The organism is Paenibacillus tabacirhizosphaerae, assembly GCF_040812395.1.
In the GTDB taxonomy this organism is placed as follows: Bacteria; Bacillota; Bacilli; order Paenibacillales; family NBRC-103111; genus Paenibacillus_E.
Genome location: NZ_JBFNXH010000014.1, coordinates 90,120 through 115,066 on the forward strand (window position 1 = coordinate 90,120; position 24,947 = coordinate 115,066).

The 24,947-nt window shown below is 49.1% G+C and carries 15 protein-coding genes and 1 other annotated feature; of the genes, 14 read left to right on the plus strand and 1 reads right to left on the minus strand.

Translation table 11 applies throughout. From position 1 onward, the window contains the following. Positions 1-38: 38 nt before the first annotated feature. A complete protein-coding gene (locus tag ABRS97_RS21445) occupies positions 39-689 on the minus strand; it encodes a class I SAM-dependent methyltransferase (RefSeq protein WP_367817372.1) in 651 nt (216 codons plus the stop codon). A gap of 199 nt (positions 690-888) precedes the next feature. On the opposite strand from ABRS97_RS21445, the gene ABRS97_RS21450 reads away from it, so the two are divergent. From ABRS97_RS21450 to ABRS97_RS21515, 14 genes are all read left to right on the plus strand, one after another. After that, entirely contained in the window at positions 889-1,260 is a 372-nt protein-coding gene (locus ABRS97_RS21450; RefSeq protein WP_367817374.1) for a YolD-like family protein, read from the plus strand. A 96-nt stretch (positions 1,261-1,356) separates the two neighbouring features. Then, positions 1,357-1,619, plus strand: a binding site (T-box leader). A gap of 105 nt (positions 1,620-1,724) precedes the next feature. Continuing rightward, the gene (gene asd, locus ABRS97_RS21455) at positions 1,725-2,810 is read left to right on the plus strand and encodes an aspartate-semialdehyde dehydrogenase (RefSeq protein WP_367817376.1); all 1,086 of its coding nucleotides are present in this window, start codon (positions 1,725-1,727) and stop codon (positions 2,808-2,810) included. A gap of 824 nt (positions 2,811-3,634) precedes the next feature. Beyond that, positions 3,635-5,077, plus strand: a complete 1,443-nt coding sequence (locus tag ABRS97_RS21460) for an alpha/beta hydrolase (RefSeq protein ID WP_367817377.1) — start codon at positions 3,635-3,637, stop codon at positions 5,075-5,077. Next, positions 5,058-6,461: a hypothetical protein gene (locus ABRS97_RS21465; RefSeq protein WP_367817379.1), complete on the plus strand. Its 1,404-nt coding sequence runs from the start codon at positions 5,058-5,060 to the stop codon at positions 6,459-6,461. Before ABRS97_RS21460 ends, ABRS97_RS21465 begins: the two co-directional genes overlap by 20 nt. Positions 6,462-6,472: 11 nt before the next feature. Beyond that, complete coding sequence (locus ABRS97_RS21470) at positions 6,473-7,825, plus strand: ANL family adenylate-forming protein (protein ID WP_367817381.1); 1,353 nt, start codon at positions 6,473-6,475, stop codon at positions 7,823-7,825. Between the two features lie 12 nt (positions 7,826-7,837). Then, positions 7,838-8,596, plus strand: a complete 759-nt coding sequence (locus ABRS97_RS21475) for a phytanoyl-CoA dioxygenase family protein (RefSeq protein WP_367817382.1) — start codon at positions 7,838-7,840, stop codon at positions 8,594-8,596. Between the two features lie 160 nt (positions 8,597-8,756). Beyond that, positions 8,757-10,823 (plus strand): alpha-amylase family glycosyl hydrolase, encoded by a 2,067-nt coding sequence (locus ABRS97_RS21480; protein ID WP_367817384.1) that lies wholly within the window; start codon positions 8,757-8,759, stop codon positions 10,821-10,823. 83 nt (positions 10,824-10,906) lie between these two features. Continuing rightward, positions 10,907-11,113, plus strand: coding sequence for a stalk domain-containing protein (locus tag ABRS97_RS21485; RefSeq protein WP_367817385.1), 207 nt, complete (start codon positions 10,907-10,909; stop codon positions 11,111-11,113). A 227-nt stretch (positions 11,114-11,340) separates the two neighbouring features. Further along, on the plus strand, positions 11,341-11,700 hold the full coding sequence (locus ABRS97_RS21490; RefSeq protein ID WP_367859132.1) for a MarR family winged helix-turn-helix transcriptional regulator: 360 nt from the start codon (positions 11,341-11,343) through the stop codon (positions 11,698-11,700). 145 nt (positions 11,701-11,845) lie between these two features. Further along, positions 11,846-13,072 (plus strand): epoxide hydrolase family protein, encoded by a 1,227-nt coding sequence (locus ABRS97_RS21495; protein ID WP_367817388.1) that lies wholly within the window; start codon positions 11,846-11,848, stop codon positions 13,070-13,072. Positions 13,073-13,238: 166 nt separating this feature from the next. Then, positions 13,239-14,714 (plus strand): protein adenylyltransferase SelO, encoded by a 1,476-nt coding sequence (locus ABRS97_RS21500; protein ID WP_367817389.1) that lies wholly within the window; start codon positions 13,239-13,241, stop codon positions 14,712-14,714. A gap of 219 nt (positions 14,715-14,933) precedes the next feature. Beyond that, positions 14,934-15,569, plus strand: a complete 636-nt coding sequence (locus ABRS97_RS21505; RefSeq protein WP_367817390.1) for an FMN-dependent NADH-azoreductase — start codon at positions 14,934-14,936, stop codon at positions 15,567-15,569. A gap of 178 nt (positions 15,570-15,747) precedes the next feature. Further along, positions 15,748-22,176: an amino acid adenylation domain-containing protein gene (locus ABRS97_RS21510; RefSeq protein WP_367817392.1), complete on the plus strand. Its 6,429-nt coding sequence runs from the start codon at positions 15,748-15,750 to the stop codon at positions 22,174-22,176. Positions 22,177-22,203: 27 nt separating this feature from the next. Then, on the plus strand, positions 22,204-24,945 hold the full coding sequence (locus ABRS97_RS21515; RefSeq protein WP_367817394.1) for a beta-ketoacyl synthase N-terminal-like domain-containing protein: 2,742 nt from the start codon (positions 22,204-22,206) through the stop codon (positions 24,943-24,945). Positions 24,946-24,947: the final 2 nt, after the last annotated feature.

A 24,947-nucleotide genomic window follows, 5' to 3' on the forward strand; every position in this document is an offset into this window, starting at 1 on the left:
ATTTTATGCTGAGGATAGAAAGGAATATGAGTAAAAGATTAAAACACCAAATAACCTCCATCGTCCTTTTTGTTTCGAAGCTCTGTCACAGCCAAGGGCTCTGGGTACGTTTGTTTGCTTAACCACTCCAGTTCCTCCGTTGTAATTGCGTACTTGACAACAACAAAATGATACATTATTTCGTTAACGACGTTGGCCTGCAAGCTTTTTAGCACCTCCAGCTCATCTGGATCATATAGCGGTTGCTGGAAAGGACTTTGGTAAAAAAATTCCATTTGCAATAAACGAAAATCAATGGGGACCGGCAGATCGGGCATGTAACCGGATAGAGGCGGGCATATTGGGCCATGTGGTGGTTGAAAAAAATGCGAGGTTACATAACGCGGTGTATATTCATCGAACTTCTGTTTGATAAACGGATTGGACATATGAGGAAAACTGTGTGCATAGGGGGCTAAAATGCAAACGATCGACTTATGGGTACAGATCCGGTACAATTCGGCCATGACAGCCATCAGATCGTTCACATAACACAGCGAGCGGCTGGCCATGACAAAATAAACCGAGTCATCGGGAAGCGGGAGTGGGCGATTAATATCACAAACCAAATCAACGCCCGGCATCGGTCTAAGATCAATGCCAAAATAGTGGGGATGTTTATTCGCCCCGCAGCCAAGATCAATTTTCATTATGAATTCACTCCCGAGCAAACAATTCGAACTTCTTCTCCTAGTTTATTTTGATTTTCGGAAGTGGACTCGTTGTCAGCCTACCGGCCATAAATATTAGAATGATGGGTCTTCCTGCTGATAAAAATTTACTTGCGCAGCCAATAGGGCGTTGATGTATAATATACAAACAAACGTTCTTGTATTTGGAGGCTGTAGCATGAGTGGAAAACGAGAAGACGATGGATTGCGGGAGTCATCACAGTTGATGCTGACACAACATAAGATTACCTTTCTGGAACCGCAGGAAGAAACGCGACGGCAGTCACGGCCGGTGCTGGATGAACTGGAGATACAACTCATATCCGTTGCGCTGAGCCAGTCTCAGGTGCATGCTAAGACGGTCCACCTGTTATTGTATGGCGAATTCGAGAATCGACAGATCAGCGGTGTCGTAACCCGGAGCCAACGAGATAGCTTTCGTCTTGATAAGGAGGCGCATTACAACGATGAGAAGGAGTGGGAGTTGATCTCGTACCGGGATGTTCTGAATGCAAAACTGAACCACGAATGGACAGAAATGGATTCATAAATGACCCTTGCAAATAAGCTGCATCCTGTCATGATTTCGAATTTTCAAAAATTATGTTTACCTCACCAAGGTTATTTGATAATATAATTGCAATATTCAAATGCGATGAAGAGAAGAGTAAATACATGAATTCTTTCACAGAGAGCTCCGTTAGCTGAAAAGGAGTAAAGGGTTCTTTATTGAAAAAAGCCTCGAAGCAGCACATCGGAACCTCATACAAGGGGATGTTGTGCCAGGAGCTCCTGTTACAGAGCTAGAGTATAAGCATTACTGTGTAATGCCGTACTTGAGGAGGCTAATATGGCGACATATTAGCGAATCTGGGGTGGTACCGCGAGTATACAAATCTCGTCCCTAAGACTGACTAAAGTCTTGGGGGTGGGATTTTTTTTGTTGGCACCAAATTGGACAGTTTGAATAGTTATGCGATAAATCATACCATTTTGAGAGGATTTGAATATCTTATGACAGAGAAATTGAAAGTTGGTATTGTCGGAGGAACGGGCATGGTTGGTCAGCGGTTTGTTCAATTGCTGGATCAGCATCCCTGGTTTCAAGTAACAGCTATTGCAGCTAGCAGCAGTTCGGCAGGCAAAACTTATGAAGAGTCTGTCCAAAGCAGATGGAAGTTGTCTAGTCCGATTCCTGAAAATGTGAAAAATATCGTTATTCAGGATGCTTCGAAAGTAGAAGAGGTTGCCTCCCAGGTCGACTTTATTTTTTGTGCGGTTGATATGAAAAAGAACGAAACGCAAGCGTTGGAAGAAGCCTACGCAAAAACGGGCACGCCCGTTGTTTCCAATAATTCGGCTCACCGCTGGACGCCTGACATCCCGATGGTCATCCCGGAAATTAATCCAGGGCATATTGAGGTGATCGCTGCGCAGAGAAAGCGGTTGGGAACCTCAACTGGATTCATTGCTGTTAAGCCAAACTGTTCTATTCAAAGCTATGTGCCGGCCTTGCATGCCTTGCTGGATTTCAAACCAACCCAAGTGGTTGCATCGACGTATCAAGCGATTTCAGGAGCTGGCAAAAATTTTACCGATTGGCCTGATATGTTAGATAACGTCATCCCTTATATTGGCGGCGAGGAAGAAAAAAGCGAGCAAGAGCCGTTGCGCATATGGGGCAGTATACGAAATAACGAAATTATAAAAGCAAGTGCACCATTAATTACAACGCAATGTATTCGCGTTCCAGTAACGGATGGGCATTTGGCTACGGTATTTGTTTCGTTCGAGAACAAGCCATCAAAAGAAGAAATCCTCAATCGCTGGCTGCAATTCAAAGGACGGCCGCAGGAGCTTGGTCTGCCAAGCGCACCGAAGCAATTCATCACGTATTTTGAAGAAGAGAACAGACCACAGACGAAACTTGATCGTGACATTGAGCGCGGTATGGGCGTTTCGGCAGGTAGATTGCGCGAGGATTCCATTTACGATTATAAATTTGTAGGACTATCGCATAACACATTGCGCGGAGCAGCAGGCGGTGCAGTCCTGATCGCCGAACTGCTTAAAGCGGAAGGGTACATTCAGGCGAAATAAAAGCACGCGCATCTGGTGGAGAACTCCAAAGGATCTGTGGCACAGGAAATATTTCCGCACAAGTGACGGATAACTAATTAAAACAAACAAAAACAAATCCAAAGCTTCCTGTAATCGGAACTTTGGATTTGTTTTATTTAACGCTCGAATGTTTAACTCCTTTACAGAACGCATCGTTTGGTTCGAGCATTTGACAGGATGGACATAGAAAATCCGGAAGTGTCACAGCGGTTTGGATCACCCTATCCCGCCTCGATCTGCGATAAATCGTCTTTTCGCACGGGTGAGCGGAACGAAGATGCGTTAACAGGCGGTATTTTCGGTTGTAGGGACATTTCGCGGAACTACCGTACGTTATGAGCAGGACATGCTGGGTTTTCGGGGGTTTTCGGCACATTTACGCTAAGTTAACGCACCATAGATCCTCTTCCGGGGGAGAAAAGGGACGTTACCATGGAATAAGGCATCATAGTTCCGTGTATATCGCTGTGCATGGAGAATTGGCGATCCGGCAGTACCTCCTCCGTTTACTTGCGAAGCTTGCGGAGGCGAAATCTCACAGCATTTGAAAATTAATGCGACGCAAGAGATCATAAATAGAACATTCTGGTAATAAGATGTAACTAGTTCATGCGATGGCATTAACTGGGAATTAGACCTACAGTTTGAGGGCAATGCCTTTTAAAACATGCTGATGTTTTAAAACAACCCCGTCTCTAATAAAGAGCGATGGGGTTGTTTTGCGTTCTTTCGAACGAGAGGGCAGCTCCGCATCGAATGCGTGGGAGGTGGGAGGCTGTAGAAGCAGAGGGGATTTAAAAAGAATGACCCAATTGGAAAGTTTGGGAAAGGAGCCGTCATTGTTGTCCGTTCACGACCATTCTAGCATTGTGACCATCGATGGTTTTCACGCACACAAACTAAACAACGAAAGAAAAATATTCGTGTATTTGCCGCCTAGTTATAAAAGAAATACTGCAAAGCACTATCCCGTTCTGTATATGCACGCCGGGCAACGCGCCTTCGAGCCCGTGAGTCCCGGTTCAGAGTCCTGGAACATTCATCAAGCAGCAGACCGATTAATCAAAGAAGATTTGATGGACGAAATCATCATCGTTGCGATCGCCCACGTCAGGCCTGTCGAGTCTAACGAATATTATCATTACTCCGCTCCGGTCGAGGAAGCGGCAAATATTCGATGCTCGGGTCTGGATTATGAGGATTTTATTATTCATGATTTAAAACCATATGTGGACGCTCGTTTCCGAACGATGCAGGATCAGGAAAATACAGGACTGATAGGTTCGTCCGCAGGCGGATTATCAACGTATCATACCGGGTTTCGCCGCTCAGATGTATTCGGAAAGTTGATCATGCTGTCTCCTTATTTCATTAAGGCGCATCTGGATGATACGTTTGAGGGGAAGCTGCGAGAAGAGATGCTTTATCGCCCGTTCGACGGCAAGCACAAGCCGCCGCTCAAAATATGGATGGATATCGGGGACGCGGAAGGATTGTTTCTCCCTCGCCATATTCGGAAAGTCGTGAGTGAACTGGTAGAGGCTGGTTTTCGCTATGGAGATGAAATTGCTTATCTGGAGCAGCCCGATGCGGCGCATCAAGAAGCAGACTGGGGAAAAAGGGTTCATATCCCGCTTCTTTACATGTTCGGAAGGCCAGGAAAGGCTGTTTCCCTAGAGCTTATTGGCAGAGGTATTGTCGGACGAACAGAGCGTACATGCCAAATCAATGCTGTTATTCGCTACGATAGCGGATTTGCCATGACCGAACTAAAAGGAACGTATTACGTGGAGAATCCTGACGTGCTGGAGGTGCTGCCGGACGGCACGCTTGTGCCAAAGAGAACCGGTACGACTATGGTGACGCTGTTCGCCGACGGCCTGAAGGCTTCGAGAACCTTCACTGTAGTGCAGGAATTGCCAAAATACGTTACGGTCTGTATGAACGTAGAGGTGCCGTATGACTCGACGCCGGTTAAGTACATATATGGCGGTATGGGCATGAAACTGATGTATCAGGGAGGGAATGGTTATTCAGGCTGTTTCCTCGTTCCGAGAGATTGCGGCTTTCGCTTCCGCTTTACGAAAGGTTTCCGCAAATTCGAGTTGGATGCGGCAGGGAACGTAAATCTTAATCGATACTTTCGGGCTGATAAAGATTTAGTTCTCCATTACAAAGTCGAACGTTGGGACGACGCTTCTTCGCAAAAGACAGACAGGAGGACTCATGCAGATCCAACCTTTTGAACCGTTGTTGGAAATTCCTTATTATTACCCGTGCAATCTGCCCTTGATCCATGAAGTATTAACGAGGCAGGGTTCGGAGAGCAGTCTTAGTCTTTTGGCTAATTCCCGTCTGTACGGATTGCCATCTTGCTCAGACTCAGGACTTATCAAAACATACTTCAATAAACTGGATTACGCCCAAGCGGTCTGGAAGATGAATGGGAAGAGAGAGTTCTCGGACTTGGAGGAGGGTTTGAAACAAATCCAGCAGCGCATCAGCGAAGGTGAACTATTCCTCGCAACGGGAACAAGTTATTTTCTCCCCAATAGCGAAGATTATCTCAATCCCAAGTACATCGAAAAGCTGATCGAGCCGAATTCGCGGCTCTACTTGGTCGATCACTGGCTCGCCGTATACGGTATCCATAACGACAAGTTATTCATTTACGACCCCGTTCCTTCTCGCTATGCGGGTCCAATATCACGGAAAGCCTTTAACGATTTCTGGAAAGGAAACAAGTGTATCCCTGAATTGGCGACGGCCAAACGAAAAGAAGAGCTCCATACGTATTGCACGATTGATATTGCGTCTGAAGAGAAACTGACCCCTCCAATTCTCAAGGAAATGTTTCTGCGTACGCTAGCCACTACGGCCTATGAATTTCTGTCTGCTCAAGCGATTCGGGATGGAGAGCGGACGTACTATTTCGGGCATGCTGTAACCCTTCAGCTTCTTAAGCAGCTGCATCTCGGAACGGATAACAGCGATTACGCGCTGAACCAAATTTCCGGTTTTCTGTTTGACATGCGTTGGAGTCGATATTTTTTCCGGGATTTGCTTCAGGAGATGGCTGACCGATTCGGATCTTCCTACACTACACATGCTGCCGAATTCCATGCGATTTTAAGGGAGTGGGAGCAGGCGCATAAAATGGTGCAAGGGAAAGCAGCGGCGCGTAAGAGCGGGGAATGGCAAAACATGATGAGTGAGTTCATTGAGAAGTTAAGTTTACGCGAGCTTCACCTGTACGAAAAGCTTTGGTCTGAGCATCGGAACTGCGGCCTTTTCGGCAAACAAGCAAATCAGGAGGAAGGCAAGGATTCCGCTCGTCGGAAAGCGGTGGAGCGTATCGTGCTGGACAGTTGCAAGGAAATTAATCAGTATCATAACGGCAAGATTTCAGTCGAGCTTGGGCTTCAGGCGCCGCTCTATGGGCGCAATGGGGATTTGGACTCGCTTGGTCTCGTTACTTTATTAGCATCCGTAGAGCAGAACATTGCAGAAGAACTCGAAATCGAACTTGCCCTGTCGGAAACGCCGCTGGCGGCCATGCCGGATAGTCCGTACCGGACGGTAGGCAGTTTCGTCGGTTATCTGCTCTCTCAACTGCATGAAGCCGCATAAGGAGGGGAATCATGTCGCGAAGTTTTCTCTTGGAACGGTTCGAGCTGTATGCATCCCGAACGGCATTTGTATGGCGCGACACCAAGTACACATATGGTTGGCTGCTAGCGTGTATCGACCACATGAAAAGTCGGATGCGGGGGCAAGGTATCGAGCGAAGTGTCGTCTCGCTAGAGGAAGATTATTCTCCTTATGCGATCGCAGCCATGATCGCCTTATTCGAACTGAATTGTATCGTTGTCCCGCTGGATAGGAAGCTTGTCGCAGCCAAGATGGCCGAATACCTGGATATTGCCGAAGTGCAAGTAAGAATTCGGACGGCGGAGGAAGGGCTCGAAGTCCAATCGTGCGGCCGGAGAGAGGTCGGTCATCATCATCTTGTCTCCCTGCTTGGGGAGGAAATGCCTGGAATGGTTGTTTTCTCTTCGGGCTCAACAGGCAAGAGTAAGGCTGCCGTTCACCGCCTGGATCGGTTGTTATTAAAATATTTGAATGAGGGCCGGGCACTGCGAACAATTCCCTTCATGATGTTCGATCATATTGGCGGCATGAATACACTCCTTCAAACGCTGGCAAACGGCGGAAGCCTCTGTATCTTGCAAGACCGTTCACCTGCCGAGGTATGCCGGACTATCGAGAAGTATCATGTTGAAGCGCTGCCTGTGTCGCCAACATTTTTGAATTTGCTGTTGCTTAGCGGCGTTTATAAGGAGTTCGATTTATCCAGTTTGAAAATTGTTTCATACGGTTCCGAGGTCATGCCGGTCAATACGCTAGCCGCATGGAATGAAAAATTTCCGCATGTACGGATGGTTCAAGCCTACGGGATGTCAGAATTGGGAATTCTGACAACAAAATCCAAAGGTTCGGATTCGCTGCTTTTCTCGCTTAAGGGAGATGGAGCCCGTTACCGGATCGTTGACGGGATGCTTGAGGTGAAAGCTCTCACCGTCATGGTGGGATATTTGAACGCGCCTGATCCGTTTACGGAAGACGGGTGGCTTCGTACGGGTGATGAGGCCGAAATTGAAGGAGACTATTTACGCATACTCGGACGCCGGTCAGATGTTGTCAACGTTGGAGGCGAGAAGGTCTATCCGGCGGAAGTTGAAAATGTACTTCAAATGATCGACATCATCAAAGAGGTAATGGTTAACGGAGAATCAAGCGGCGTTTCTGGCCAACTCGTGAAGGCCACGGTCAGACTTCGCCGGGAAATGAGCTTAAGCGAGCTTCGTCGTCACATCTGGGAATTTTGCCAAGATAAGCTGCCTGCTTACAAAATCCCGCAAAAGATCGTCATTACGGCAGAGTCGCTAACGAATACCCGCATGAAAAAAATAAGAAATCCAATTTACAAATAAGAGGTGGATGGCATGCAAACGACGCTTGGGCATTTTTCGAAAGAATTAGATCAGCTTCACCGTGACGGTTATGTGTTGTTTCGGAACGTACTGGACGCGCAGCAAATTACGCAAGTTAAAGAGGGGATCCAGCACACTTTTGAGAGAAAAGGCGATCAAGTCATGCTTCAGGGACCGATGTTCGAGAAAGGCGAGATATTTGAACACCTCGTCGATCATCCGGCAATTATTGATTTTATTGAGGAAATTTTGGGGCCAGAATGCCAACTCAGCAGCATGAACGGGATGCGGACAACGAAAAACAATGGGGTTAGCAAGTGGCATGTGGACGAGGCGTTGTTCTTTCCGCTTCCGGATGGAATAGAAATCGATCCTCAGATACGGCTGCCCGTCTATTTGGTGAACGCTTTATACTATTTGGACGGTATTACGGAAGAACTAGGGCCGACTCAGGTGGTTCCAGGATCGCATCGCGCAGGCGTAAACTTGAAGTTCACCGAAGACATTCCGCCGTACAAAGGACAGGAGCCGGTGTCCATTTTGGCCAGGGCAGGAGATTGCCTCATCTTCAACAGCCAAGTGTGGCATAGGGGCGCTCCCAATCTGAGCGATACGCCGCGTTATGTTCAACAAGTTATCTACCGAAAGAAATTTATTGTGTCGCATATGTCTCACGACAATAATGCGGTTTATCAAGTGCCGGCACCTATTATTGAACGGGCGAATTCGAGAAGAAGACGTCTGCTGGGCTATAACGAGAGAATTTTTTGATCAACGAAATAGAAACGTTTGCACAGCACTACCATTAGTCAACTTGAGGTTGACGTTGAAATATCGAAGACTCATACCGGATCGTTGCAGCTGCTGACCCCGCCGGAACGATCCGGTTCATATTCTATTCTCAGTTTCTCATCTCTCATAGGAGGATAGCATGGTGAATTCAAGAAGCATCTATCAAATCGTCACCGATCGTTTCTACAATGGGGATCATGACCTCATCCCAACGGACGATTTAATCAGCGAAGACGGTTCGCATCTACACAAATACTTAGGCGGAAATTGGGAAGGCATTATCCAGAAAATAAAAGACGGTTATCTAACAGAATTAGGTATCCAGGCTTTATTGATCTCTCAGCCCGTTGAAAATGTTTATCGTTGCTTGGATGATGAGCATGGCACGACCTCTTATCATGGCTACTGGCCGAGAGACTTTCTAAGGCCGAACCGATTTTTCGGGTCTCTTGAAAAGTTCGATGAACTCATTCAAGTTGCCCATGCGCATCACCTAAACGTATATATTGATTTTACGCCTAATCACACTTCCCCGGCTTTGGAGACGAAACCGAATTATGTAGAGAATGGCGTTTTGTATCATGATGGGAAATGGATATCCTCCTATTCGCGAGATGTGGAACGTATTTTTCTCCATAACGGCGGTACGGATTTCTTGAGCTACGAGAACTCTTTGTACCGCAATCTATACGATCTTGCTAGCTTCGATCACATGAATCCGGCCATCGACCGGATACTCCGTGAAGGCATCCAATTTTGGCTGGATCGAGGAGTGGACGGAATACGAATGGATGCAGCTAAGCATGTGCCGCCGGGATGGTTGAAATCGTTTGCCGGTTTCATATATGGCATCAAGCCTGTTTTTATTTTTGGCGAGTGGTTTCTACTCGAACATGAAAGCTGCAAAACAAATGCCGATTTCGCGAATACAAGCGGTATGAGCTTGTTAAACTTTACAATCTGCCATGCGTTGCGGAATATGCTACATGGCAATGCTGAATTTGGCCAATTCATCGACAGGTTGGAAGAAAGCAAAGAGCACTACAAATGGTCTCAGGATCAAGTGATTTTTTTAGACAACCACGATATGGGAAGATTGACAAAGGAACATGCAAATACACGCCGCACTGACATAGCTCTTGCTTTGCTGCTTACATCCGAAGGGATCCCATTAATATATTATGGAACGGAGCAATACATGACAGGCGAGGTTGATCCCGATAACCGTAAGCTGATGAGCTCGTTCGACCGAACGACCACGGCCTACCAAGTGATATCCAAACTGAATCATTTAAGGAGCGATAATAGGGCAGCTACTTACGGAAATACGAATATCTTGTTTAGCAGCGGGAAGGTGATCGTTTATGAACGGAAACAGGCTTCGGATGTACTTCTTGTCATGGTCAATCTTGGCGAATCCAAGGCAGAGTGCGAACCATGGAGGAGTGCTTTGCCTCAGGGACATTACTACAGCGTGTTACAGGAGCAGTTTGATTCTGAAAGCATTCGTGTGGATTCATGTGGAAACGTTTGCGCAGTTTCCTTGCCGCCTCTGACTGTTTCTGTTTATTCGTATACATCGTGCCAAGCGGCTCCTTCAATATTTGGTTTTATGCCCAGAATGACTGTTCCTGATCAGCTGCTCATCATTCAGGGACACGGATTAGGAAATGTCCCAGGCAAGCTCGAAATCAGCGGACAGCCTGCGGAAATCGTTTCTTGGCACGCCGATCGTATTGAAGTGAAGAGCCCGCATTTAGCGCCGGGATATCATCCCCTGCAAGCAATAACGTTTGATGGACAAAGCAGCAATAAGTTAACGGACTTGGAAGTGCTGACGGATGTTCCTGTGACAGTTCGGTTTGTGGTTAGACATGCCATGACTGATTACGGTATGGATATCTATTTGTCAGGCAATCTGTTTGAGTTAGGCGAGTGGAATCCCGACCGGGGCATTGGTCCATTTTTTAATAAGGTCGTGTATCTTTATCCTACTTGGTACTATGACGTAAGTGTGCCGTCTGGGCATCAGGTAGCCTTTAAATTTTTTAAAAAAGATCGAATAAGCAATGTGATTTGGGAGGGAGGAGATGTTCATTGCTTTACGGCACCCGAAAGCGGAACAAGCGAAATCATTGTCGACTGGCAGGAGAGCATCGTCGATGTCCCGAGAGGAGAATGTGAATACGGAAGGATAATTGGATAGACAGCCTGGCAACGGGCCTTATGGCAGGATCGGCATTAGTAAAATCGGAAACAAATAATGCGCATGAGGGAAATTCGGATCATGTGAAAGTGAATGTAAATCTCAAAGTAAAGGCTGATTTGGAAGAGAATGTCACATCCGATACCCGCCTTACTGTTGAAATGAAAGCTGAGCTTGAGGCTATTGAGAACGGCAGCACGGTTGTACCGGTTCAGTTTGTAAGTGAAGCCTTGAAAGCAGCTGTTAACCGGGAGTCTGAAACACAATCTGTAGTCACTTACGAAAAATAATCTGGGTACAAGTTCTAAGAACCATCCAATTAGCGGATGGTTCTATTTATTTCTGTGGCCTTCCGGAGAATCCCGAAAAGATTGAACATATCCCGACTTAATTACATTAGACACTTATATAAGTTATTGATATAATTAAATCCATGGAACCTAAAACTAACTTTACTGAACTGAATGTTAGCGACTTTGCTATCGCAATCGAAAACTTAACGAGGATTTTCATTCGGTTGCCGTCCATTGAAAAGCTAAGTTTCACCACGTTGTCCGTGTTGCACACGCTGTCTCTTAAAAGTCCCTTGAGGCTGAATGAGTTGATAGCGACTGAACAAGTAACACAATCTGCAATCACGCAGTTGGTGACTCGGCTCGAGCGCGATGGGTTGGTTGAGCGCAGGTCAGATCCGAGCGATGGTCGTGTGGTGCTCGTACACATCACATCGCTAGGCGTGAAAGTCATCGAGTCACGCCGATCTGATCGGATTATACAGATCGCGAAATTTATTGAAGGCCTTTCCCCAGAGGAAAGACATTCAATAGCTTCTGCACTGCCTGCATTGACACGTCTGGCGGAGATTGGAAACGCATAGTCAAGACTGCGCCAACTCCACGCCCCAGTGCGGATGAAACACGAAGAAAATGAATTTGAAGAAAGGAAGAGTGCACATTTATTCGCAAAAATAGGCCATGATTTAGAGCCTTGAGTACATTCTAATCGTCCAAGGAGGAGAACTTATGAAAGACTCTTTTTTCGCACTTGAACCAATTTCTATTTGTGTTCCAGACGATCTGCTCGATGATCTCAGAAGCCGACTGGAATCCACCAGATGGCCCCTTGATGCTGGAAATGACGACTGGTATTACGGCGTTAGCCGGAGCTATCTGGAGGGACTTGTTGACTACTGGATCAACGAATTTGACTGGCCCAAATCCGAAGCAGCGATCAATGTTTATGAACACTACAAAGTAAACGTTGACGGAGTTCCTGTACACTTTATGCGCAAACCGGGTATTGGCCCGAACCCTATCCCGCTGATTCTGACGCACGGCTGGCCGTGGACGTTCTGGCATTGGTCCAAGGTCATCGATCCGCTTGCGAACCCCGGCGCATTCGGCGGCGATCCCGAAGATGCCTTTGACGTCATTGTACCCTCTCTCCCTGGATTCGGTTTCTCGACGCCTCTCCCGAACAACCCGGACATGAACTTCTGGAAGGTTGCCGATCTCTGGCACGTACTCATGACCGATATCCTTGGTTATGAGAAGTACGCCGCAGGGGGCTGCGATGTTGGCGCCCTCGTGACCGGACAACTCGGACACAAATATAGCAGCGAACTCCAGGCGATTCACATCGGATCTGCACAAAAACTGAGCTTATTCACCGGTGATCGCGCATGGGATCTCTCTGGCGGGCGGCCCATTCCTGACAATACCCCTGAGAACATCCGGGCCGAGATCTTGAAGTTCGATCGCCGTTTTGCTTCGCATCTCGCCGTGCACGTGCTTGATCCGAGCACGCTCGCCTATGGGCTGAGCGACTCGCCAGTTGGCATGCTTGCATGGATCCTTGAACGATGGGCAAGATGGAGCGACAATGAAGGTAACATCGAAAATGTCTTTTCGAAGGATGATATTCTCACCCATGCGACCATTTTTTGGGTGAATAACGCTATCGAAACCTCGATGCGCGTCTACGCGAACGCTAACCGTTATCCGTGGACACCTTTTCACGATCGATGGCCGGTTATAGAAGCACCCACCGGCATAACTTTCGTGGGTTATGAGAATCCTCCGGGCATTACGACTGAAAAGCGCGTTCAAAGCTTTCTCGACAGCGACCGCGCGCCCTGGTACAACCATGTCAATATCACCGTTCACGAGCGCGGCGGCCACTTCATACCCTGGGAAATTCCGCATAATTGGGTTGACGACTTGCGCCGCACCTTCCGTGGGCACCGATAAGCGTATCTCATTAGAATTCTCCCGCGATCCATCCGTGCAGGCTAGAGCCTGCTGGTAAGGGGACTGCATCGCTGCTGCGTTGAATGGTGCTACCAGGGTATAATAACTTGGATTTAGGAAAAAGAAAAAACGAAGATTTTAAATAACAAATGAAACAGGAGATACGATGACTGAGAAAACAAAAATCTTTCAACCAGGATGGAACTTCGACAACACTTATGCTCGTCTGCCTCATACATTTTTTACCAGACTGAATCCTGCCCCTGCATATTCGCCGAAGTTAATCATTTTTAATGAACAGTTGGCAACCTCCCTGGGGTTAAACGGCCAAGCGTTGCAGAGCGTTGAGGGTACAGCGGAGCTTGCAGGCAACCGGATTCCTGAGGGCGCTCTACCTCTTGCTCAAGCTTATGCGGGTCATCAATTTGGGCATTTTAACCGGTTAGGGGACGGCCGTGCCCTTCTGCTTGGCGAACAGCTCACTCCCCAAGGCATACGGGTTGATATTCAGCTTAAGGGTTCCGGCAGGACGCCTTACTCCCGCGGGGGCGATGGTCGCGCGGCACTTGGACCGATGCTGCGTGAATACATCATCAGCGAAGCCATGCATGCCCTTGGCATTGCTACGACACGCAGCCTAGCGGTGGTAACAACTGGTGATTCCGTATTCCGGGAAACTGAGCATCCCGGTGCAATTCTTACCCGTGTAGCTGCCAGTCATCTGCGCGTCGGCACCTTTCAATATGCCTCTCAGTATGGTTCTGCCGAGGATCTTCGAGCCTTGACTGACTATACTTTGCAAAGGCATTTTCCGGAAATTAGTGCTGATGGGAACCGATATCTTGCCCTGCTTCAAGAAGTAATCAAGCGTCAGGCTGATCTGATCGCCAAATGGCAGCTTGTTGGCTTTATTCACGGTGTTATGAATACTGACAATATGGCGATTAGCGGAGAAACGATTGATTATGGTCCATGCGCTTTCATGGATGCCTATGATCCGGCAACCGTATTCAGTTCCATTGACAAGCAGGGCCGCTATGCTTATGGCAATCAGCCATATATTGCTGCATGGAATCTAGCTAGATTTGCTGAAACCCTATTACCGTTGCTACATGACGACGAGGCGCAGGCTGTCAAATTGGCCGAGGATGCAATTGCAAGTTTTTCCGAGTTCTATCACCGTAAATGGTTCGCGGGTATGAGGGCAAAACTGGGAATTTTTAACGAAGAACCATTGGATGAATCTCTTATTAACGACCTGCTTAGTATGATGCAGAAGTATCGTGCGGACTATACCAATACCTTCCTTTCATTAACTTTTGGTAAGCATGAAGATACAGTCCTGTTTGGCACCGCGGAATTTGATCAATGGCATGAGCTATGGCAGGCAAGACTCAGTAGACAGCAAGAATCAATAGCCTCCTCGCATCAGTTAATGCGCAACAGCAATCCCGCCATAATCCCACGTAACCATCGGGTTGAAGAGGCATTAGAAAGCGCGGTGGATCATGGAGATTACAGCGTGATGGAACGGCTTCTTGATGTTCTTTCAAGCCCCTTCGCGCACTCCTCTGAACAGGCAGATTACTCAACACTTCCTGAGCATTCGACTCGTCCGTACCGAACCTATTGTGGTACCTGATATACAGCACTCGATTATCCAATTTACCGTTAAGAAAAACTTCATCATAGATATTGCGGAAATTCATCAAGGTTGCAAACAAATGAATCCGGGTTAGCCGATCAGCTGAACGTCATCGATTTGAAAAGATATTCGTGAGAAGAATACATCTTTCTCCACCGAATGGAAATGCTATATTTCGTCTGTCAAATAAAAGTTCAATTCGAGAGGGGCATTCCAATGACAAGCGTCCTTTATATTACTGCTCATCCTCATGACCATCAATCGTCCTATAGCATGGCAGTCGGCAAGGAATTTATTGATGCTTACCGAGAGGCTAATCCAAATGATGAGATCATTCGTCTCGACCTGTACAACCTCTACATTCCACATATTGATGCTGATGTGTTCAGTGGGTGGGGGAAACTCCGAAGTGGATCAGATTTCGCATCATTAACCCAAGACGAGCAGAAAAAAGTGGGGAGACTCGGCGAACTAACTGAACAATTTATTGCAGCTGACAAATATATATTCGTAACTCCCATGTGGAACTTTTCCTTCCCTCCGATCATGAAAGCATACCTTGACGCGCTCTGCGTTGCGGGGAAAACGTTTAAATACACGGAGAGTGGGCCTGTTGGGTTGTTAACGGGTAAAAAAGCTTTGCACATACAGGCCCGAGGAGGCGTATACTCTGAAGGCCCTGCTGCTGAGATAGAGTCAGGACATCGCTATATCAGCATCATTATGAACTTCTTCGGAATTCCGTCAACGGAAGGGCTTTTTGTAGAAGGGCATAATCAGTTCCCTGAGAAGGCTGCAGAAATAAAAGAGAAAGCAATCGTTAAGGCGCGTGAATTAGCCAAAACGTTCTAAGAACAACAGAAGCCCCAACCTAGTTTAAGGCTGGGGCGTTGTTTTTTTGCAAGGTTTTGAAGCGGGGAAGGTAAAAACTTAATAAAAGTCACCTAGATAAAAATGTGCATTTATTATATTATTGGATTATAATTCTATTAAATACCATTTTTAGGAAAGATGGGAGGACAATTATTTTATGCAATCTGCGGATTCGAATCGTGCAGATCACTTATTTCCCATGACACATGCGCAGAAGCGAATTTGGTATGGGGAATTCATGCATGCTGACACGACGTTGCATTTGCTGAGTACAATTCTCGTATTCCGCGGTTTGATCGATCAGAGCAAGATGGTAGAATCGATTCAACAATTAGTGGCTCGACACGATGCCTTGCGCATGAGGCTAGTGCTGCCTGAAGGTGACGAGGAGCCGACCATGGGCATCTTTTCTCTGGATTCATTTCCGATCGAAACTTTCGACTACCGGGATGCAAGTGTGGAAGAATGGAAGGAAGTATTGCACCAACAGGAAAAGCAGCCGATTTCGTTAACGAGCCGGATGTTAATCCGCATTATCGTGCTGCGGGTGGCTGAGAACGAAGCGCGAGTAATGATATGCGCTCATCACATCATCATCGACGGACTATCCCTCACGATTCTCGGCGATGAGTTGCAGCATTTGTATCTACAATCCCTCGGTTACGCCATTCCCGATTTGGAACCCGCGCCTTCCTTCTTGGAACAAGTTCGCAGCGAAACTACTTACATGGAAAGCCCCCGTTTCGTAAAGGACCGCCAATACTGGCAGGATCAATTTATGACGATGCCACCCACCAGCCGATTGAAACCAAAATTGTACGGGGAAGATGGTCTGGAGGCCGGCAATAACCACTTTGCTGTGGGACCGGAACTGCGTAATAAGCTTTATGAATTCAGTAGAGATCAAGGCGTCTCACCGTCTGTCCTGTTCATGGCCATTCTCTCCATCTGGTTCTCCCGCATAACGGGCGAAGATGAGGTGCTTCTGGGAACCTTTTCGAGCAATCGAACTTCCCGGGAAACCAAAAGCATCGTTGGCATGCTCGTAAGCACGACTCCCTTTCGAATTAGCGTCGATAAGTCCGACCCATTCCTCGATTTTATCCAACTCGTTAAGCGTAAACAGAATGAGATCTTTCGCCATCAGAAATATCCGTACAACCTCGTTGTACCTGCTCTGCGGGAGTCGTTCGGCATCTCCGATCAACCTCTGGAAGTGTTCATGAATTACCTCCCCATTGAATGGCAAAGCCCATTGCCTGACGGTCCTGTTCAATACCATGTTGAACGAGGCGCGAGCTGGCATCAGGGAAATGAATTGACGATCTTTGTCGATGATTACGTACATACAGAGGATATGTTTATACACTTCCATTATTCCGCCTCACGGTTTACCAATGAAGAAATAACCCGTTTTAACAGCCACTTGATCAGTTTGATGCAGAGTGCTTTGACACAGCCTGATCTTCCGTTAAGGCAACTGACCATGATTTCCGCTGAGGAAACGAACCTCATTCTAGGCGAATTCAACAGTAAATCTGAGGGCGAACCGCCTGTTGTGACGGTGTTCGAGCGAATTGAAGAACATGCGAAGCTGAGGCCGGATCGAATCGCAATTGTCCACGAAGACGAAGCATGGAGCTTTGGTGAATTGAACGCCCAAGCCAATCGACTAGCCAGACTGCTCTTGGAGCAGGGGCTAGAGCCAGAGGACAGGATCGGTATTTTGATGCCCCGTTCCATCCAAATGGTGGCTAGTATCTTAGGTATCTGGAAGGCAGGCGGTGCGTATATTCCGCTTGATCCTGACGCTCCAATTGAGCGGGCAATCGTTATTCTCCGCGATGCGGGCGTGAAGCTGCTGCTGATTGGCGCTGAGCAAAAAAGCGAAGAGCTCAGTGAACTTCTAACAGACATAACGATGCTGGTGCAGGAGGAAATCGATGCGGAGTTACAATCCCGCTCCGCTGAAAACCTCAACCGAGTACCAAGTTTGGATTCCCTCGCTTATATCCTATTTACTTCTGGTTCCACGGGCCGTCCGAAGGGCGCTATGCTGGAGCACAAGGGGATGATGAACCATGTGGCGGCAATGGCGGCGGAACTCGATATGACGGAGTCCAGTGTGGTTGCGCAGAACGCTTCGCATTGTTTTGACGTGTCGGTATGGCAATTTTTTGCCGGAATGTGTGCTGGCGGTCAAACGGTCATATACAGCAGTAGTCTGCTCCAGCGCTCGGAAGAGTTTCTGGATCGGATGGTTAAGGATGGAATCACAGTGCTGGAAGTAGTACCTTCCTATTTGGCCGTGCTGCTCGAAGTGCTGGAGAGTCGCCACCGTGCTTTGTCCAAGCTAAGATATTTAATCCCGACCGGGGAAGCGTTAAAACAGGATATGCTTAAACGCTGGTTCGCCCTGTATCCGGACATCCTTGTTGTAAACGCTTACGGACCTACTGAGGCGTCGGATGACATCACCTTGCATATTTTGCGGGAAACGCCTCCGCAAGAAACGATCCCGATTGGTCGACCGTTGTCCGGCTTTCGCATCTATATCGTTGACGAAGTGGGTCAATTGTGTCCGATTGGGGTAAAGGGTGAGATCTGGGTGTCTGGAATCGGCGTCGGCCGTGGATACTTAAACGATCCAGAGCGCACGGCCGCAGCGTTCATAGATGACCCGTTCTCGCAAGAGGTTCAGAGATTGTACAAGACAGGCGATCTAGGTCGATGGATGCCTGATGGGCTTATTGAATTTTTCGGGCGTAAGGATCATCAGGTGAAGATTCGGGGCTTCCGCATCGAGCTTGGTGAGATCGATAGTGGGGTTGTCAACCATCCTGACGTGACCCAAGCGGTCACAATCGATCTGGATGACGGTACAGGTGCTCGGGCGATGTGCGTCTATTACACGGCCCATCGACCTTTGGAAGTTGCGGAAGTCAAGAGCTTTCTGGAGCAGCGGCTGCCCAGTTATATGGTGCCGTCATTCTACATGCAGCTCGACGAGCTGCCTCTCACGCCGAACGGCAAGGTAGATCGCCGATCATTGCCTCAACCTGACAGGATGGCAAGTTTGCAGCAAGAGTACGTCCCGCCCAGGAATGAGACGGAGTCACTGCTCATTGAGCTGTGGCAGGAAATTCTCGGCATAGAGAGATTGGGCATCCGCGACAATTTCTTTGAACTGGGCGGTCACTCCCTGAAGGCGATGACATTGTTGTCTCGTATTCATAAACTTTTTCATGTTGAAATATCACTCGGCGAACTGTTCCGATTGTTGACGATCGAAAATTTGGCGCCACTCGTTCAATCGACCGGGATTAAAGCGCATAAGCCCATTCTTCCCGCACCAAAGCAAAACTATTACCCTCTATCCTCGGGGCAAAAGCGGCTTCATGTGCTTCAGCAGTTCAAAGGCGGTGCGCTGAGTTATAATATGCCAGCTGTGCTCGAAGCGGAAGGCGCGCTCGATCGGTCGAGGCTGGAAGAAGCCGTGCGAGCGCTAATCACCCGGCACGAAATGCTGCGCACCAAGTTCGGATTCGTGGATGGAAATCCGATACAACAGGTGCAGACGGAAGTGGACTTTTCGCTTGCTTACTTCGATATAGAGGAGACGCAAGGAGAGGGCTTAGAGGAAATCATCCGCGCTTTCATCCGGCCTTTTGATTTAAGCCAGGCACCGCTGATGCGCGTTGCTCTTATTAAGCGGGCGTTTGAGCGCCATCTCGTGCTATTCGATATGCATCATATCATTTCCGACGGCACGTCGCTCGCTGTGTTAATGGAGGAATTGGCGCAGCTCTATGCGGGAATGCCGCTGCCGCAGCAGCAGTTGCACTACAAAGACTTTGTGTTCTGGCAGCAGCAGGATATGCGTTCAGAGGCGCACAGCCGGTTGGAAGCGTTCTGGCTGGAGCAATTTAGCAAATCGGTCCCGGTACTGGACCTGCCGTTCGATCATCCGCGCCCGTTGCTTCGAGATTTTGTCGGAGGACGCGTGCATTTCGAACTGGATGGCCAGTTGACGCAGGAAGTCAAGAGACTGGCCAGGTTGACGGACACTACGCTGTTCACGTTGCTCTTGGCGGCATATGGATTGCTGCTGGCCAAGTTAAGCGGGCAGGATGAAATTATGGTTGGAACGCCGGTTGCCGGGCGCAATCATGCAGATACGGCGAATCTCATTGGCATGTTCGTGAACACGCTGCCCGTGCGCTTGCATCCTGAGGGGGGACAATCGTTTGCAGGTTATCTTCGGCAAGTGAGGCAGACGGTACTTGGAGCGTTGGAGCATCAGGACTATCCCTTCGAAGAGCTTGTGGAACGGGTTGCGCCACTCCGCGATTTGAGCCGCAATCCACTGTTCGATACCATGTTCATATTGCAAAATACGGAGGCCCCGAAGCTCGCTTGGCAAGACGTTCATCTGACTACATATCCGTTTGAATTCCCAATAGCCAAGTTCGATCTTACACTCACGATCATTGAACAGGGAAATGGCTTGACCTGCCATCTGGAATACGCATCAGCGCTTTTTGCACAGGATACCGCAGAACGGTGGGCCGCCTTTTATAAGGAATTGTTGCAGCAAATCGTGAAGAGTCCTGGGCGGGAGCTTCACAGCATCAGCTTGATGGGTGAAGCGGAACTCCAAAAGTTGAATGCGTTATTCCTGAGCAAACGGACGCCCATCGAGACAGAACAAACGTTACATGGACTATTTGAGCAGCAGGCAGCGAGAACGCCCGAGAGGATTGCCCTTGTTTGCGGAGGGGAACGAATCACTTATGCCGAATTGAACCGGAAGGCAGACCGACTTGCCGCCAAGCTGCGGACAAAAGGGGTTGTGCGGGACGAAGTCGTCGCTTTGCTCGCCGATCGTTCTGTTCAGCTTATTGTGGGACTACTCGCTGTTAATAAGGCAGGGGCGGCTTATCTTCCGCTTGATCCTGATTATCCGGAGGAGCGTATTCGCCTGATGCTGGATGACAGCAGTTGCCGGGTCGTATTAACTCAGTACACTCACCTCGGGAAGGGCACAGAAGGTAAGGTGGCTGTGCTGCTAGACCGAGAAGAGAAAGGCCAGTCTGAGGAAATCGTTGGTTTGGATCATTCAATCTTGGGGTCAAGGCAGAGTGCGCGGCCCGTTCATCCGAATGATCTCGCCTATGTCATTTATACCTCAGGTTCGACTGGCAAGCCGAAGGGGGTTATGATCGAACATCGTTCCGTGCAAAATTTGCTCCTCGGTATGATCGAAGAGATTCCGCTTGCCGAAATGAACACCGTATTGTCATTAACGACGGTATCGTTTGATATATTCGTACTCGAAACGCTGCTTCCGCTCATGCTCGGTTCCACGGTTGTCCTCGCAACGAAAGATGAGCAACTCGACGCGGAGCGTCTTGCAAAACTGTGTCTGCAGCACCGAGTGGAGCTGCTACAAGCGACTCCGTCCCGATTGCGGATGCTGCTCGGCAATCGCCGGATGGCCGAGGCGTTAGCTTCCATGCGCTGCGTGCTGGTCGGTGGAGAAAGGCTGACCGAGCCCTTGCTCCAGCAGCTAAGGGAAGTAACACAAGCCCGCTTGTTCAATATGTACGGACCCACGGAAACGACTGTCTGGTCCACGGTCAAGGAGGTAACCTCGGATTCGCGCATTACGATCGGCAGCCCGATACTCAACACGCGTGTTTATATTATCGATGCTTACGGCGAGCTCCAGCCGATCGGCGTACCAGGAGAGCTGTGCATCGCAGGCATGGGCGTAGCCCGCGGCTACTTCAACCGTCAGCAGCTGACGGCGGAGCGGTTTTTGCCGGAACCTCTAATCGATGCGGAAGATGGCAGTCAAGCACCCCGGATGTACAGAACCGGTGACCGCGCCTGTTATTTGGCAGATGGAACAATAGAGTATCTAGGGCGTCTGGACGACCAGGTCAAAATCCGAGGCAACCGGGTTGAACCAGGCGAGATTGCCGCAGTGTTAGCACGCAATCCTCGTATTCGCGCCATTGTTGTGGTAGACGGATCTGATGAAAGGGGCCATTCCTATTTGGCCGCTTATTACGAATCGGATGAGGATCTCACCGCAGGTGAGCTCAGGGAATATATCAGACGACGGCTCCCCGTGTATATGGTTCCTTCATATTTTATAAGACTCGAAAGCCTGCCGATGACGCCAAACGGCAAAGTTAATAAAGCGGCGCTGCCCTCCCCGGAAGTGGCGATCGTTCCGGAATCCCGAGATACCGTGCCCCTTAATGAAGGCGAGAGGATCTTGTCGACTCTTTGGAAAGACCTATTAGGGCTCAGCGAAGTCGGGCGTCACGATAACTTTTTCGAACTAGGAGGCCATTCGCTGCATGCAGCGCAGTTGGTAGAGAGCATTCGGAAGGAACGGGAAGCGGATCTTTCGTTGACGGACTTTTTCATGTATCCGACGATCGCATCTTTAGCAAATCGTTTGTTCGGGCAGCCTCCTGCCGGCGATCGGGTTTCAGCCGCCGAAGAGCGCGCTGAAGGACGAAAAGCGCTGATGAGAAAACAGCGGGAATCCCGGAGCAATGCAAGAGCATAAGCACACTAGCGGAGGAGGAAAATGATCATGCAAGAAGATACGTTGTGGGAGCAAGGGGTCGCAGTCATAGGCATGTCCGGGCGATTCCCTGGCGCTCCAGACCTGGAAAGCTTCTGGAATTTGTTAAGTCAAGGCAGGCATGGCGTGCGCTTTTTCCCGGATGAGGAATTAAGGAAAAACGGGTTGCCGGAAGATGAACTCAGCCATCCTTCCTATGTCAAAGCAAAAGGGGTGTTGGAAGAACCTGAACTGTTCGATGCCGCGTTCTTTGGAATGAGCCCTCGCGAAGCGGAATGGACTGACCCTCAGCAGCGATTGTTTCTTGAGTGCTCGTACGAAGCATTGGAGACGGCCGGCTGGGTGCCCGATACGTACAAGGGCCGAATCGGTGTGTATGGCGGCTGCACCATCAGCACGTACTTACTGAACCAGATTGCTCTGCACCAGAGTTATCATCGGATGGACGATGCGGCGTCACTAATTCTCGGCAACGATAAGGATTTCTTGACGAGCCGGGTAGCGTACAAGTTGAACCTGAAAGGTCCAGCCGTAACCGTTCAGACGGCATGCTCAACGTCGCTGGTAGCGGTCCACCTGGCTTGTCAGTCGCTTCTCAGCGGGGAATGCGATATCGCGCTGGCGGGTGGCAGCACGGTCTCGTTCCCGAATTATACGGGTTATCGATTTCGGGATGGCATGATTATGTCGCCGGACGGTTTTTGCCGCACGTTTGACAGCGAAGCGCAGGGGACAGTACCAGGGAACGGCGTCGGGGTCGTGGCTCTGAAACGGCTGGAGCAGGCCGCAGCAGATGGAGACCATGTGTATGCCGTCATCCGCGGGTCGGCGATCAACAACGACGGCGGATTGAAGGCTGGATTTACCGCACCAAGCCCCGAAGGGCAGGCCGAAGTCATCGCCGACGCGTTGGCAGTCGCAAGTGTTCATCCGGACACCATTTCGTACGTCGAAGCGCACGGCACGGCGACGATCGTGGGAGATCCGATCGAAATCGCCGGATTAACCCGAGCCTTCCGGCAATGGACGGATCGAAGCGGGTATTGCGCAATAGGCTCGGTCAAGAGCAGCATTGGCCATCTGGACAGTGCCGCTGGGGTTGCCGGCCTGATTAAGACGGTGTTAGCGCTGTACCACCGCCAACTTCCGCCTTCCCTGCATTATCGCGTGGCGAATCCGCAGATTGATTTTGCGAACAGTCCCTTTTATGTTCAAACGGAGCTTAGCGACTGGCCAGCCGATAGCCAACCGAGGCGGGCGGGCGTCAGCTCCTTCGGCATCGGCGCAACCAATGCGCACGTCGTGTTGGAGGAAGCGCCTTCAATGAAACGAGATATTGCCATTCGGCCGTGGCATGCCTTGCTTGTCTCCGGCAAAACGGAGAAGGCTTTGGATGCAGCTTGTGAGCGGCTCGCCGAACAGCTATCATCTCATCTTCCACAGCCGGAGGCATTGGAAGAAATCGCTTACACAACGCAGGTAGGGCGCAAAGGCTATGCATTTCGTCGGACTTTCGTCTGCCGGGATGCTGCAGAAGCTGTGCACTTGCTAACCTCCAAGACGGCTAGATGGCCTGAAAGCGAAGCGGAGGTGCATCCTCCGACAGCATGGCTGCTCTTAGCCTTGAAGGAAGATAACCTTGAAGGATTGCTGGAGTTATCCCGGACCGAGCCCATTTTTCGTAAAATATGGCTCGAAACGTTAAGCAAAGCAGAATCAATTGGCGACGTGGGGTTGAGCGAACTTCTTTTTGCTCTGGCATCGGACAAGCCCGATTATCGGCCGCTTACGCTTGACCGACGCTCCATGGCGGTTGTTTCATTGGCAGCCTCTTATAGTCTTGCTCTCACGCTCAGCCAGTTGGGATTGCAACCTGACTTCATTAGCGGAGAGGGGGAGGGCGAATATGCTGCGGCTTGTATGGCAGGAATTTGCTCTTTGAAAGAGGCGTTTCAACTGGTAGTCGACCCTAGGGGACATCACGAAATAAGCGCCACCTCTACGCATGATTCAGCTTCAGGTGCCATTCGCTTAGCGCATCCCCTTACTGCTTATCTGAACAGAAAGCTGACCGATTCGCCGCAATCCCCTTCAATTTTGCGTAATAATGGTGTTGATTGGCAGTTAATAGAGCTTCAGAACGCGCTTCAGAACCCAGGCATTCGGGCCATCGCTATCGGATCACCGTTGAACTTGGATGTCCCCAGGAACAAAGCAGTGTTAAGTTGTTTTAATAGCCACACATGGACGAACACCTTGGCTGCATTATGGGAGGATGGTGCAGAGATCGATTGGCAAGCACGTTACTTGTTGGAGAAGCGGCGGCGGGTGCCGTTGCCTACGTATCCGTTCGAACGTCAATATTATGGACTCGAGCATCAACGCTTGGAAACAGCCTCTCAAATCTCCGCTTCGCCTCTGGAAACTGCGTTACGGCCAACGTCGGGAGTATCCACGCCAATTTGTGATTTGGAAGACGAAGATCCCCGGCTGACACTTGAGAGAAGGCTGATCCAGTTCCATGTTGAAGTGCTTGGATTGGCGCAGGAAGAGATCCGTATAGATATTCCATTCTATGAGCTCGGAGCCGATTCGCTATCAATGATCCGGATTATCTCGCGGATTCAGGAAACGTATCCGATTCTGCTCAATGTGAAAGGCTTGTATGAGTCACAAACGATTTCCGAGCTGGCTGATTCGATTGAACTATCTTTTCTGGAACTGCTGGAACAAGATGAGGCGAAGGGGTAGAT